This is a genomic window from Candidatus Hydrogenedentota bacterium, assembly GCA_016791475.1.
GTDB lineage: Bacteria > Hydrogenedentota > Hydrogenedentia > Hydrogenedentales > JAEUWI01 > JAEUWI01.
Genome location: JAEUWI010000001.1, coordinates 1 through 13,854, shown reverse-complemented (window position 1 = coordinate 13,854; position 13,854 = coordinate 1). Strand labels below are relative to the sequence as shown.

General features: G+C 59.5%; 12 protein-coding genes. 1 reads left to right on the top strand and 11 read right to left on the bottom strand.

Annotated elements, in window-relative coordinates; all coding sequences use genetic code 11:
• Nucleotides 1–48: 48 nt before the first annotated feature.
• The 8 genes from JNK74_00060 to rfbA form a co-directional block, all read right to left on the bottom strand.
• Entirely contained in the window at nt 49–441 is a 393-nt protein-coding gene (locus JNK74_00060; protein ID MBL7644556.1) for a helix-turn-helix domain-containing protein, read from the bottom strand.
• Nucleotides 442–512: 71 nt separating this feature from the next.
• Nucleotides 513–2,552: a transglutaminase domain-containing protein gene (locus JNK74_00055; GenBank protein ID MBL7644555.1), complete on the bottom strand. Its 2,040-nt coding sequence runs from the start codon at nt 2,550–2,552 to the stop codon at nt 513–515.
• 26 nt (nt 2,553–2,578) lie between these two features.
• Nucleotides 2,579–3,859 (bottom strand): DUF58 domain-containing protein, encoded by a 1,281-nt coding sequence (locus tag JNK74_00050; GenBank protein MBL7644554.1) that lies wholly within the window; start codon nt 3,857–3,859, stop codon nt 2,579–2,581.
• Between the two features lie 27 nt (nt 3,860–3,886).
• Nucleotides 3,887–4,045, bottom strand: coding sequence for a hypothetical protein (locus JNK74_00045; GenBank protein ID MBL7644553.1), 159 nt, complete (start codon nt 4,043–4,045; stop codon nt 3,887–3,889).
• A gap of 95 nt (nt 4,046–4,140) precedes the next feature.
• Nucleotides 4,141–4,578, bottom strand: coding sequence for a hypothetical protein (locus JNK74_00040; GenBank protein MBL7644552.1), 438 nt, complete (start codon nt 4,576–4,578; stop codon nt 4,141–4,143).
• 266 nt (nt 4,579–4,844) lie between these two features.
• On the bottom strand, nt 4,845–6,581 hold the full coding sequence (locus JNK74_00035) for a putative DNA binding domain-containing protein (GenBank protein ID MBL7644551.1): 1,737 nt from the start codon (nt 6,579–6,581) through the stop codon (nt 4,845–4,847).
• A 144-nt stretch (nt 6,582–6,725) separates the two neighbouring features.
• The gene (locus JNK74_00030) at nt 6,726–8,543 is read right to left on the bottom strand and encodes a carbamoyltransferase (protein ID MBL7644550.1); all 1,818 of its coding nucleotides are present in this window, start codon (nt 8,541–8,543) and stop codon (nt 6,726–6,728) included.
• Entirely contained in the window at nt 8,540–9,412 is an 873-nt protein-coding gene (rfbA, locus tag JNK74_00025) for a glucose-1-phosphate thymidylyltransferase RfbA (protein MBL7644549.1), read from the bottom strand. The genes JNK74_00030 and rfbA overlap by 4 nt, the downstream gene beginning before the upstream one ends.
• 202 nt (nt 9,413–9,614) lie before the next feature.
• On the opposite strand from rfbA, the gene JNK74_00020 reads away from it, so the two are divergent.
• Nucleotides 9,615–10,331: an inorganic pyrophosphatase gene (locus JNK74_00020; GenBank protein ID MBL7644548.1), complete on the top strand. Its 717-nt coding sequence runs from the start codon at nt 9,615–9,617 to the stop codon at nt 10,329–10,331.
• A gap of 467 nt (nt 10,332–10,798) precedes the next feature.
• Here JNK74_00020 and JNK74_00015 read toward each other — a convergent pair whose 3' ends face one another.
• The 3 genes from JNK74_00015 to JNK74_00005 form a co-directional block, all read right to left on the bottom strand.
• Nucleotides 10,799–11,458: an SMI1/KNR4 family protein gene (locus tag JNK74_00015; GenBank protein ID MBL7644547.1), complete on the bottom strand. Its 660-nt coding sequence runs from the start codon at nt 11,456–11,458 to the stop codon at nt 10,799–10,801.
• Nucleotides 11,455–11,766, bottom strand: coding sequence for a hypothetical protein (locus JNK74_00010; GenBank protein MBL7644546.1), 312 nt, complete (start codon nt 11,764–11,766; stop codon nt 11,455–11,457). The genes JNK74_00015 and JNK74_00010 overlap by 4 nt, the downstream gene beginning before the upstream one ends.
• A gap of 794 nt (nt 11,767–12,560) precedes the next feature.
• Nucleotides 12,561–13,553 carry a hypothetical protein gene (locus JNK74_00005; protein MBL7644545.1) on the bottom strand — a complete coding sequence of 331 codons (993 nt, stop codon included), beginning with the start codon at nt 13,551–13,553 and terminating at the stop codon, nt 12,561–12,563.
• Nucleotides 13,554–13,854 lie beyond the last annotated feature (301 nt).

The window sequence follows — 13,854 nt, the reverse complement described above, 5'->3', positions numbered from 1 at the left end:
ATTCGAGTCAAGAAGAGGCGGGATTGTAACAGGATGCGGGCGCGGGTTCTAGTTGACTTTGGGCATCGTGTTGATGCTGAGAATCGTGCGCTGCTGTGGCATGCGATAGCCCATGAGGGGGGTATTGCGGATCGCACCGCAACGGGGGCATTCGGCCAACTCGGGGCCGTGGATTTCATGGCAGGAGTCGCAGCGCCATTCGGGCATTAAGAGCTTGGGGGGTATGGACTTGGGCGTGACAGACACCGGAGCCGGGGGCGGTTTGCTCACGGGCACGTCGTCGCCCGCGATAAACTGGAGGAGGCGCTGGCGAGACAGGAACCAGTGGGAACCTACGCGCCGACCGGGCAATTCGCCCTCGTGCAGAAGCCGTATTACTTCGGCTTCGGACAGCGACAACAACTGGCTCGCGTCCGCTATGGAAAGAATTTCTTTTTCCATGGCCAACCTCTCTTGCAGCTTTCAAAACTCTACCACAAGAACAGGGAATTGCCAAGAACCACATCGGTCGGTCAGGGCCTTTGTCCATGCCTTCGACGTTTCAGTGCCCGCAGCTCTGATTCCAGCCCCTCGACGCCGTCCCCGTCGGTCTCGAGTCGATACCGCAACTCGGCCCATCTCCGATACCACCGGGCAAGCGGCCCGCCAATCTCCGGATCGGCCAACGCAATTTCGATTTCCCGTGCGAACACATGGGGCGTTGTGTGCGCGGCCCGCTCCAGCCGGTAGCGCCGCTTCACGGTTCGATCCATGACGCCAAGCTGCCGATGGAGCCTCCGGGCCAAGGCACCCTGGGGCAACAGGCGAACCGGACGATTGCGCCAGTGACGCAGGAACCGGAGTAGAAGGACGAAGAGCGTAAGGCCGATGACCAGGGGCAGCCAGGCCGTCTGGACGAACTGATAGAGTCCCGTGAACAGGGTGGCGAGGGCATCCACGGCGAGACTCCACGCCCCCTCGCGCAGGGCGGCCCACAGCCTTCTCAGGTGGAGCGAGAGCAGGCTCCACAGGTCGGAGAGTGCGTTTGTGTCACTATTGGCTCCGGCCTCGGGAAGCCCGCTGGCGGGGGTGGCCTCCACGAGGAACCAGCCCTCCTCCGCGTCCCACGCCTCGACCCAGGCATGGGCATCGCGATTGCGCGCCACCCAGTAGTCCGCGAAGGGGTGTTGCTCCCACACGCCCACCCCGGTCACATAGCGTGCGGGCACCCCCGCGGCGCGCAGGAGCAGCGCGGCCCCGGTGGCGAAAAATTCACAATGGGCCGCCGGAAGGGGATCGGAAAAGAGAAAATATTCCAGAGGATCCCGATTCGCAGGCACCTGAATGCCCAGTTTGTATTCATAGTTTGCTCGGAAGTACCCGGCGATGGCGGCGGCCTTTGCCACGGTATCGCCGTGTCCCGAGCAAATCGTGTCGGAGAGGGTCTTCAATTGGGGCGCCAGCGCCTGGGGTAATTGGGTGTAGTACTCGCGCTCCCGGCTGTTCAGGGGGGCGACCGGACCCGGCGCGGCCTCCACGACCTGGTAGGGTTGACCGTTCACGGGACCGGGTGACTGAACGATTCCCGCATGGTTAACCTGAAGTCCGCCGCGCCGGGCGAGCCAGCCACTTTCGAGGGGCGCAAAAAGGGCCCGATCTATCTCTGGACCGGGGAATACCGTCATGGTCTCGCCGGGTTCGCCCACGCCGGGATACACCTCGAACAGTCGGGCGTCACGCCACAGGGGAACGTAGCCCGGGGGCGTTTGTGTGGCCTCCCGTGCCGTCTCCCCCGGTGGGATGGCGGTCCAGGTGTTTTCTTCATAGCCGAGGTAGGCCTGCCCGCGCAGATAGCCCGGCGAACTCTCCGCTTCTATCTGGAGTGCTATTCGCTCCCCGTCGCGGGTTTTCAGGTTGGTGATGCTGTCGAGCCGGGACTGAAGGTTGTTGCCCAGGCCAATCCGGTCCATGTGGACCCGATCCGCCATCCACTGGGCGATTTTTCGATCACTATTCTTGAGGCCCCAGGCCGTGCCCGCGGCGAGGCCAAAAGAAAGGGTCGCACAGAGCGCGATTCCGATCAGGCGATGAATCCAGAAGCGCGGCTGGCCCGCCACTCTGGTGTCGCGCCCCACGGCGTAAAAGATGATCATGAGTACACCGAAAAGCATGGCGCAGGCGAAGGCGAAATTGGCGTCGCTCGGTTTACCCAGATATTGATCGGCGGCGTAGGCCAGCGCCAGGACGCCGAGAAGCGGGTAATAAGCGGCCAGGCCTCCCGGCGTGCGCCAGTAGAACTGCATGGCCTGAAGGGACATGAAACACAGGGCCCCGGCGAGGGCGCCGGCGTTCTCCAGCGGCTCGGATCGCAGCGGATCCAGGTCGAAGGCCTCCAGCCGGAAAAGCAGGTAGTAGAAAGCCGCAACCGCGCCCATGGCCACGGCGCGCCTGCCGATACGCCAGGAAAACTGGAGCTGGGGCATGCAGCCCAGGAGGGCAATGAGCGTAATCGCCACGCCGACGTACTTGTAGCCGAGGGTCAAGTGCAGCAGGGCCGTCTCGACGGCCAGCATCGCGATACCTGTTGCGCGCCGGAACATCACAGGACGTCGATGCCTCCCGCGCGAATGGCCGTTGGGGTCAACTGGCGCACATGGGGCGTCCAGGCCTGGATGCTTTCCAGCGGCTCGTTCGTGGCCCCTTCGCGCACGATCAGCACCTTGACGCTGCACCCGGCTTCCGCCGCCGCGCGCACCAGATGCTCCCGGGTGCGATCCCAGTCGAGAAACACACACACGACCGTCGAAATGCTATGGAGCTCATCCACCAGCGCGGGGGCCAGCCGGGCGAAGGGGTTGTCCACCGTGTGCCCCACGCCGGCCAGGATTTCCAGGATATTCTCGAAATGGGCCGTGTGGCGACCCGCCCGGAATACGTGGAGCGCCGGTCCCGCCGCAAACAGGTCGATGAGATATTCCCCCCGCGAGAGGGCGTCGGCCGCCGCCGCGGTCAGGCTGACCGCCGCCTCAAAGTCTGGAAATCCCTCGGGCGATGGCGGGTTCGCCTTGCCTGTAAATGTGTCGAGCACGAGGGCGATGCGGCAATAGTACTCTTCCTGGTATTCGCGCACGGCGGGCCGCGAAAGGCGCGCCCAGGCGCGAAAATCGATATGGCGGATGGAATCGCCGGCGACGTATTCCCGATTGCCGATGTATTCCGGGGACTCGCCAATGTTGGAGGTGAGGGCGATGCCACCGGGTTGGTAACGGGTTCCGATGGGTACATCGAAGTGATGGATCGGATGGAAGGAGGGCAGCACGAGCAGGGGCCATTCTTCCGAGCGGCCCGCCGGTGTGCGGTAGAGGTTGAGGGGGAAATTGGAAAAAGCAAGGAGGCCCGGCATCTTGTAGTGGCCCCGGCGCAGGGGAGTCAGCGATACCGTGCTGTAAACCGTTTCGCCGGGCCCTATGGCGTCCAGCACGGGAGGGTGGTCGCCCCGTTCAAATTCGATAGGGAGAAAAAAGAAGCCCAGCCCCAGGGAAAACTGCGGGCGGCGCCGGGGGTTGTGCACGCCACAGCGGATCGCGAGGGGCTGGCCGACGGCGCCACGGCCGGGGTGCTCCGCCCGGATCTCAACACGGGGTCGGAAGAGCCAGCCCAGCGCAAAGGCAATGACGCCCGGCGCGGTCCAGGCGCAAACGACCACGTAGACGGGCCGATCGATATTGTCCACGCCCATGGCGGCGGTTAGAAACCAACCGAAGAACACGATCCAGCCCGCCAGCGTGACGCGGAATCCGATGAGCCACACGCACCAGCGGTGCAGGCTGGGCAGCAGCACGAACTCATTGCGCCGCAGGAAGTGCTCCAGGTTCGTCATGACACTCCGATCGCTCCGAACCTAAGGTTAGAAGAGCGTGTAGATAAAGGGGGCGACGGCGGAGCCCTTGGCGATTACGATGAGCGCGCCGAATAGCACCATGAACAAGATGATGGGCCCGAGCCACCATTTTTTGCGGACCTTCGCGAACTCCCAGAGCTCGCGGATGATGGATGATTTTGCCATGTTTTCTTTCCAACCGGTGGTTCGGCTTTGAGCAGCCGATGGGTCTTATGGGTCGTATGGATTTTTGGTCCCTTGAGACCAACTACCCACCCGAATCAATATTGCTTCTCGCTTCGCTCGGGCGTATACGACCCGCGCTCGCGATGAATCCAGTAGCTCGACTTTGAACCCGGAGCCCACGCGCGATCCAGCAGGGGCTTGCCGAATAAATCGTTCAATCCACGCACCACGGTAAACACACCAAAGAAAAAAAGTCCCAGGATGATGCGCGACATTATGGAACCCATCACCACGGCAATCGCCATCCAGACCTTCTGAAAGGGCCAGAGGATGATCGAGGTGTCGGTCTTGAAGATCTTGTCGACGATCACCGGCGCCAGGCACAAGAATGCGACGATGAAGAAGCCCGGATAGACCCCTTTGCGCCAGGCAAGAATGCCGCCGAACAGCAGTGCGGCACAGGCGATCACAAGGCCAAACTGGTGGCGCTCGTGTCGACCGCTCTTGATCTCTTTCAGTTCCTGCAACAACATGGGGAAAATTCCTCAGATGCGGTTTGGCCTTAAACCCCTACGTAAGAGAGCTTGGGAACGGGTGAGTGAGGTCGATTGTGGCACTGTGTAGTCCCGGTTGATAATAGGTTGCTAAAAGATTGCTAAAAGATTTTTTCAAACTTAACACGTTTATTTACAGCATCTTATGCGTATGACACATCAAAGAGACAAGGCTAATCGCTGGTTTCGCTAAATGATGCTAAAAGATACTGATGCTACCCAATCATAGTAAAAACGCTGATATCCTATGGTTCTTCTTCCTGAGGCTGGGTTGGAACATAGCGCGATGAGGCCGTCTGGCCAACACGCTTCAACCACCCTCCCTCACCTGACCAACTCTTCAGCAATCGGGATACCTCAACCCGCGCTGTTCCTGACTCTCCAAGCCCCAGAAGCTCTCGGCATTCCCTCGGGGTAATCGAGCCATGGTCCTCAATAAATTGCCTGACAAGTTCCGGATAGCGAATCGAGGCAATACCCTTGCTGTGGGTATACGCCGCTTTGCCGTGCATATCCCCGGAAACAGCTTTGTTCAGATGATAGGTCGCCGCCTTCGTCCTGCCACGGCGTTCCAGGAAGCCGGTCTTTGGCAATGCATGCTGATCCAGGACCGTCCGCGCCTGTTCCCGCGATACCTGCAACAAGTCCGCCGCCGCCGCCGTATCGATGAACGCGTTATCCCGCAGGTAGGTCAGAATCAGCAACGTGTCGAGGTCCACATCGCGACCATCGCCGCGCCACTTGGCCACCAGCAGCGCCATGCCTTCGTCGAAGGCGCCATCATACACCCTCAGCGTCACCCGAGTGCCATCGGTCTCGTAGATCGGGATCCGCTTGCCAAAGGAGAGGGGCGGCATGAAAATGCGTTGCCGCCCGATGCCCGCGCGCTCCACCAGCCCCAGTTTCTGCAGCGCCTCCGCCAAAGCCCGGTTTCGCGCCACGGGTTCCTGACGGAGAATGTTCCGGGGCGTGATATTCCCCAGGAAGCCACCCGGATTGGTGATCGCGATCTCCTGGCGCTTGTGCCGCAGGAGGACCTCGCCCGGATCGGAGTAATCCCGGTGGGTCACCGCGTTCAATATGGCCTCGCGAACCACCTCGATGGAAAACGCGGGCACGCGCAGCTTGAAGAGCCCCGTCGTCAGCTCCTGCTCCGGATTCGACGGACCAGTGAAGGCCTGCTCGATCCGATCCAGAATCTGCAATAGCCCGCATTGGTACGAATCGTTTCGCAGAATGCTGTTGTTGGCCCCTTCGTATACGTAGTGCACCTGGTGCTGGGGGCACACCGACTGCAACACCTCATCCCGGCCAAATAGCAGAAGGCCCGCCCGAGCGACCTTTCCCTGGCGCAAGGCCCCGAGGGCCTGCAGGAATTCCGCGTCGTTCATTTTCGACAGCTCGGACGATGCACGAAGTCGCTTGACGATGTTGCGCCCTCGAGCGATCTCCACCGGATCCAGGTCTTCCAGCGTGAGGCCCTCGGCGGGCTGACCGCTCCAATCCACCGCCCCGGAAGCCACCTGTGATCGCGCAAAGCCCTGGGAGTCCATGGGCATGCAGTTCTTGCCGATGCGCTGCGTGAAATAGCCCCTGGCCGTTCCATAAGGCGGGTGGGCGCCTCTGGGCACCCGCAGCACCAGCAAGCGGCCCGTACCTTCCGATACCGCAATCTCGTCGATCTCCACCGCGAGATTCGGACGGGTGGCATCGAAGATGCCCCGCTTCCACACGTCGATATCATAGTTGCCGACCCCATGAATCGCCGCCGCGCGACCACGCACCTGATCGGCGACACCAAACACCACCACGCCACCGCCCGCGTTTGCAAAACACACCGCATACTCCACCGCCACGCGCATGGAATCCTTCGCGCCCTCCCAGGGCTTGAAATCCAGCCACTGCGACTCCAGGTCGTCCGCGATACACGAATCGAGCTGGTCGAGAAGCTTTGCGATGTCTTCGCTACGGGGTATCGTCACGTTCAGGACACTTTCTCTTTGCAACGGGGCGACCGCAAGAGACTGCACAAGTAGAGGACTGTTTGGGACGAGAACTCACAAGTTACGGCAGACTTCATGGAGTTCCCGTTTCGCGTCCATTCTCGGTTCACCGTCTCCACCATCTCAATCGAGCTGGAATTCTTTCCGCCAATCCGAATCCCCCTTGAGGGCGGGCTGGGCGGCCTTCTCAAGTATACAGTCTTCCAGCACGAGATAGTCCATGTCCGTACGCATGAAGCAACGGTAGGCATCTTCTGGGGTACCCACGATGGGCTCGCCGCGCACGTTAAAGGACGTATTGATGAGCACCGAACAGCCCGTCTGCGCCTTGAAGGCCCTCAGCAGTCGGTAATAGCGCGGGTTGGTATCCTCGTGCACCGTCTGGATGCGCGCCGAGTAGTCCACATGGGTCACGGCGGGGATCGTGGAACGGCTCACGTTCAACTTTTCGATGCCGAAGAGGGCCTGCTCTTCCGGGGTCATCGCCTTGCGCAACGCTTCGCGCACGTTGGCCACCAGCAGCATGTAGGGGCTCTCGCCGTCCATCTCGAAGTACTCGGCGACATCTTCGGCGAGCACGGAGGGTGCAAAGGGACGAAAGCTCTCGCGAAACTTGATCTTGAGGTTCATCGTCTCCTGCATCTTCGGCGAGCGGGCATCGCCCAGGATGGAGCGACCGCCCAGTGCCCGGGGGCCGAACTCCATGCGCCCCTGAAACCAGCCGATGACGTTCTCCTTGGCCAGATGGCCCGCCACGGTCTCCGCCAGAGCCGCTTCCTCCAGCCGGGTATACGGATACCCTTGCTTGTCCAGAAATGCGCGAATCGACTCGCTGGAATAGCGCGGGCCCAGGTAGGAGCCGGACTGGGAATCCTTCACGCCGTCCGCCGTGCGTGGCTCGCCCTTGTACTGGTGCCAGGCATGGAGGGCGGCGCCCAGGGCCCCGCCCGCATCGCCTGCGGCGGGCTGGATCCAGATGCCCTTGTAGGGCCCTTCGCGCAGCAGTCGGCCATTGGCTACGCAGTTCAGCGCAACGCCGCCCGCGAGGCACAGGTTGTCGCAGCCCGTCTCGGCGTGAACGTGCCGACCCATGCGGAGCATGGCTTCTTCGGTCACCTCCTGCACGGACCTCGCCAGATCCATCTCCCGCTGGGTGAGGGGCGATTCCGGTTTGCGCGGGGGGCCGCCGAAAAGGGCATCGAAACGGGCGTTGGTCATGGTCAACCCCGCGCAGTAATTGAAGTAATTCATGTTCATCTGGAAGGACCCGTCTTCCTTCAGATCGATGAGTTCATCCAGAATCTGCCGTACATATTTCGGCTCGCCATAGGGCGCTAGGCCCATGACCTTGTACTCGCCGGAGTTCACCTTGAAGCCGGTGTAGTAGGTGAAAGCCGAATAGAGCAGCCCCAGCGAGTGGGGAAAATGGATTTCGCCCAGGATATCGAGGTGATTGCCCTCGCCCACGCCGTAGCTCGTGGTGCTCCACTCCCCCACGCCGTCAATCGTCAAAAAGGCGGCCTTCTGAAAAGGCGACGGGTAAAAGGCCGAGGCCGCGTGGGACTCGTGGTGCTCGGGAAAAAGTATCGTGCCTTCGTAGCCCAGATCCCTCGCGATATGATCCTTCAGCCAGATCTTGTCCTTAATCCAGACCGGTATGGCCTTGATAAAGGAGCTGAAGCCCTGGGGGGCATAGGCCAGGTGGGTCTGGAGAATCCGCTCGAACTTGAGAAAGGGCTTGTCGTAAAAGGCGACGAAATCGAGGTCCTTCGCCTCCAGGCCCGCCTCTTCCAGACACCATTCAATGGCCCGTGCGGGAAAAGCCTGATCGTGCTTGATGCGGGTAAATCGCTCTTCCTGGGCCGCGGCAACGATGCGACCGTCCCGCACAAGGCAGGCCGCGCTGTCATGGTAGTATGCCGAGATCCCGAGGATGTTCATTTCGTCTTGCCGAGCAATTGATGGAGATAGGCCGCGTAGGCGCTGGCGCCCATGGACTCGGCCTCCCGGCGCACCTCGTCGGCCGTGATCCAACCCTGTTTCCAGGCAATCTCTTCGAGGCACGAAATCTTGAGGCTCTGGCGCTCTTCAATGGCCTGGACAAACTGGCCCGCTTCCATGAGGCTGCGGTTCGTTCCCGTGTCGAGCCAGGCCACGCCGCGGCCGAGCATCTCCACATGCAGGTCGCCCCGCTCCATGAAGAGCCGGTTCAGATCGGTAATCTCCAGCTCGCCCCGTGCGCTCGGCTTCAGATCCCGGGCCATGGGAACGACCTCGGGCCCATAATAATAGAGGCCGGGCACCGCGTAGTTGCTCTTCGGTGCCGCGGGCTTCTCCTCCAGGCTCACCGCCGTGCCTTCGGCGTCAAATTCCACCACGCCATAGCGCTGGGGATCGCGCACGTAGTACCCGAAAATCTGTGCGCCCTGCACGCGGGTCGCCGACTGACGCAACAGGCCCGTAAGGCCGTGGCCATAAAAGATGTTGTCGCCGAGCACCAGGCAGACCGGATCACCCCCGAGAAAGTCCGCACCGATGACGAAGGCCTGGGCCAGCCCCTCGGGTCGGGGCTGCTCGGCGTAGGCCAGCGTCATCCCCCACCGGGATCCGTCGCCCAGCAGGCGCCGGAAACTCGGGAGGTCCTCCGGCGTGGAAATGATCAGCACTTCCCGGATGCCGGAAAGCATCAGAATGCTGAGGGGATAGTAGATCATGGGTTTGTCGTAGACCGGTAAGAGCTGCTTGCTCACCGCACGCGTCAGGGGGTGGAGGCGCGTCCCCGCGCCACCCGCCAATACGATGCCCTTCATACCTTCTCCTTGGTTTGGTTCCTCCCAACCCCGCGGAATCCCCCGCCCGGATAGACGGTGACTTGCGGCGCGCCAGCATAGCACGGCGCCGGCAAACAGGTCACCCTCCGCCCGCATATTCATACTTTTCACGGAGCGGTTGGCAAGCCCCGCCCGCGAAGTGCTACAATTCCACCCGGCCTCCACGTAAAGAAGGAACCCCATGGGCGCGAACGACCATAATCAGCCAGCCAGCCAGTCGGAAAAGAAAGCGGGGGACAACAACGGGCTCTACCGGGCCCACCCGTGGCACGGCATCCACATCGGCAAAAACGCCCCCCACCTGATCAATTCGTATATTGAGATCCTGCCCACCGACACGGTGAAGTACGAACTCGACAAAGTCACGGGGCTGCTCCGCATCGATCGCCCCCAGCGTTTTTCCAATGTCTGCCCCGAGCTCTACGGCTTTATCCCCCAGACCTACTGCGGCGAACAGGTGGCCGACTTCTGCCGCATGAAAACGGGCCGCACCGATATCATCGGCGACGGTGACCCGTTGGACGTGTGCGTCCTCACGGAAAAGCACATCGCCCACGTGAACATCTACATGCGCTGCCACCCCATCGGCGGCCTCCGCATGCTCGACGGCGACGAGGCGGATGACAAGATCATCGCCATCCTTCAGGGCGACCCCTCCTACGGATACTGGCAGGACATTTCCCAGTGCCCCTCCATGCTGGTGGAGCGCCTGCGCCACTACTTCCTGACCTACAAGCAGGCCCCCGACGCCATGCACAAGGCCTGCGAGATTACCCACGTATACGGCGCGGAAGAAGCCCGGGAAGTCATCCGGCGCAGCCACGCGGACTATCTCGAAAAGTTCGAAAAGCTCGCCAAGCAACTGGCCGCCACCTTCGCCACCGCCGAAGACGACTGACCCAGGAAACGAATCCGCGCGGCGGAAACGTGGACGTTTCAGGCGGCGGAATATCGGGCGACGCCGTTACGCAACACAGACCGCTCCCCGGCTATCGACGCCATCCAGGGACTCCCCACTGCCGAATAGCTCCCGCCCCCCCACGACGCGGCGGTGTTGGAAGAGCAACTGCGCGACTGGCTCCCCACGCGGGTGGGGTGAGGGAGCGCGCGACTTGCGGCGGATATAGGTGGCTGTCCCTGTTTTTCCGGTTCATCTGCGCGTTGGCGGGCGGCGCGTCGTCCTCCTTGGCATAGGTCGCCGTCGCCGCGCTGGTTTCCACCGTGTTCCGGTTGCCCGCGCCGCGCCGGAGAGCGCGTTGGCGTAGAGGTCAAAGGTGCCCTGATGGGGTAGGTGTCAGGTGAATGCGAGGATTGTACAGACACGGACCAGTTTAAGGGGGGGGCAAAACGTATCCACCTAGCTCACTATTCTGGTTTCAAAACCTCGATAGAGATCCCGATTCTTGACGCCGCTTGGAGTACTCGTTCGGCTTTACACGGATCCAAACGCTCTATCCGAAACTCGCCACTTCTCTTTAGAGACGCCAAAATCTCACGTGAACTTATTCCAACTGTACTTTCAAGCGCTCGTGAAAGCTGAAGGGCTTGCTTCAAAACGGAACCTGAATTCTTCACGTAATAACACAGAATTATATCCCTTGCGATATCTTTGCTAGGGGTAACACCGCCGGGCTCAATAGACTTGACTCTCAACACGAATGACTCAAAGTCTTCGGTCAATTTCACAACACTCGCATCGCGCATATCTCCATATGGAGCCACATAAACACCATCATCACTACCTAGAAGTATCAGGTTCGGACCATCGTCACCTATGGCAAACGCATTGGGGAAGTATTCTCGCACGTGGTAGAGTTGATTGAACTCCTCAAGATCTTCACCCTTCCAAAGAGTCAAGTAGAGCTTGCCCGAAAAACCCTCCCCTCCGTTTCCCCATTCTAAAAACTTCAAATATGTCTCTGGAGCTTGACGAAGAATCCCTTTCTTTAGCCTAGCAAGCTGTTCCGCTTGTATGGACTCGCTCTTGTGCCACCATTCAGAAAAGTACCATTCGAATCTAATCACTTGCGAAACGCCCCTTCTCCGTCAAAGAACTTATAGGCTTGTTTCAAGGCGCGCTTACGATCAGCATCCGGGACTCCCGCATTCCGCATCCATCGGGACGCATTGTCAAACTCGGTCCTAAGCGACGTGCCATATGGATCCCTACCTTCCGAAACAAGACTTCTCCTGTAGTCATTTTGGAACCCGCTCATAACGTCATGTACGGGCTTTTCATCAACCAGAATCGCTATACTTCTCGAGTACATCCTATTCGGCAAATACCAATCGGAAAAGTTAATTTGCACCCACTTGTCTTGAATGATGGGCAAAACCAGGGACAGCCACTATTAATTTCCTTCCACAAAGCGCCAAAGCACGCCGTGATGGCACGGTGCGCTTTTCTAACTCCCCGGACCATTACGCATACCCCGACAATGGCGAGACTTTAGAGAAAGCCCTTGCCGCCACCTTGGTCTGCGCCGTTGTTACCATTGTGGTGCACCCTCACCGTTGCTTCAACTCCCTGCGACCACCGCCACCGCGATTTCCACCATAGCAGCAGGCGCTGAACAAGTCAATACCCGTCTATATGAATACGCCTCTACCGAGAAGTGTCGGCCGCCCTCCCGCTATTTGTTCCCCTTGGGACGACCATGGGGCCGTGCGCGGACGCGGCGGTGTTGGAAGAGCGCCTGCGGGACTGGCCCCGCATGCCACCAAAGGGGGTTGACCATTCCTGGTCGACACAACCCACGCTGCGATTCGCGTCGTCACTTGAAGTCTGTGGTGCAATCCGTCGGAATCGGTGGCCGCATTCGTCGGAATATGCACAACCCGCAGTTGCCTTATATGACCCCGGTGGGCCCGAGCAGGCCGGGCCCTCATCACTTCCGAACGGCTCCCGCTCCTCCGGGTGCTGTGGAACCGCAACGACCTGTCCACGGCAGCGCCAACAACCGCGACGGTGACTGTACCCCCCGCCCACGACGCGGCGATGTTGGAAGAGCGACGGCGCGACTCGCATCCCGCGCGGGGTGAGGGAGCGCGCGACTTTTGGCGGATATAGGTGGCTGTCCCCGTTTTGCGAACAATTATCAGAGACTGACTCAACCGAGAAACGTGTTTAAGGAGACTCCTCATCGTGGAAAGAAAAAAGTCGCTTAAATAAGTGCCTTTCGTGGCTATCCCCATTTTTCCAACCACTCCCTACATGCGTCCGCGCACCCTCCGCAATCTGTGCGAGCATACCGGCAAGTTCTTTCTCAAGCTTTTCTTCTTTTAGCTCATGCCTAACGACTTCAACGTCGCCCCCGTGGTTCAGCAGAAAGGCCAAATGACCTATGTTCTTCTTCTTTACAGCTGTCGTTATATTTCGTGTCGGATCGCCACCTTGCTCCACCAAGAATTCTAACATCCGCATATCGTCGTTAATCGTTGCGTAATACAACATATTCCATTCCGGATTGGCCCAGCCTCTCTTCCCTAGTTGAGGCGGCTCTGGATTTAGTTCGGCACCGTGCTGGATCAAGAGTCTCGCCATTTCGATGCTTCCGTTTCGTACTGCCAGAGGTAACAATGGCGATGTATGGACCCCAGCCGTTCCCCAGTCCTCGATTCTTCCATTATTGGGCCCTGCTCCCGCAAGATTGAACTTCAAACGACGGGCCGCTAGATCTAAATCGTTCTGAGCAACGGCGTCCTCTAACGACTTGTAGTTTGCCGCGCAGGTGCAAATCACGATAAGAATCAGAAGTATACCCGCAAGTGGACGGTAGAGACCCGGCGTGAAACGTGGCTCTCCAGACTCCGCCCAATTCTTCACTCGAAGCCGTCTCAACACCTCGAAGATGAACACGTACACCGCCGTTAAAAGACAAACAGGCGGCAAGTAGGCAAGAACTGATGGGCCGGTTAGTAGGTAAACACATTCCAGCCGCCTCACATCCCCCACTCGATCATTAATAGACCAAAAAACGACCAGTAGCCCAGGCACATACATTAAGAGCGCTATCGGAATCTTACTGACTATCCATTTGGGCAAAGTAAGTAATTGCTGAACCAGTGGAATCAAGATAGCCAATCCCAGAAGAGGTAATGCGATTTGGACTCCCATCATCAAAATGTCCTAGTGAGTTAGGCGGCAATGAAAATGCAAGGAAGTGCGGCGAAGCTTGAGGTCCTATTCGATCGGATGACGTAGCATATGTTCTGTAAATTGAAAATGCGACCACGCATTCGTTCCAATCTCGGGTAGCTAACCAAGAACAAGATAGGACTCGAACAACATGGCCGCGCCCCCCCAGTCTCTCGTATCTCAGTTTAAGAATCAACTTTCCGAAAACGGAGATTTTCTTCACGCCCTGGCGGAGGTGTTCCTTCGCGAGTTGATGGAGGAAGAAGTTCAGAACCACGTGGGC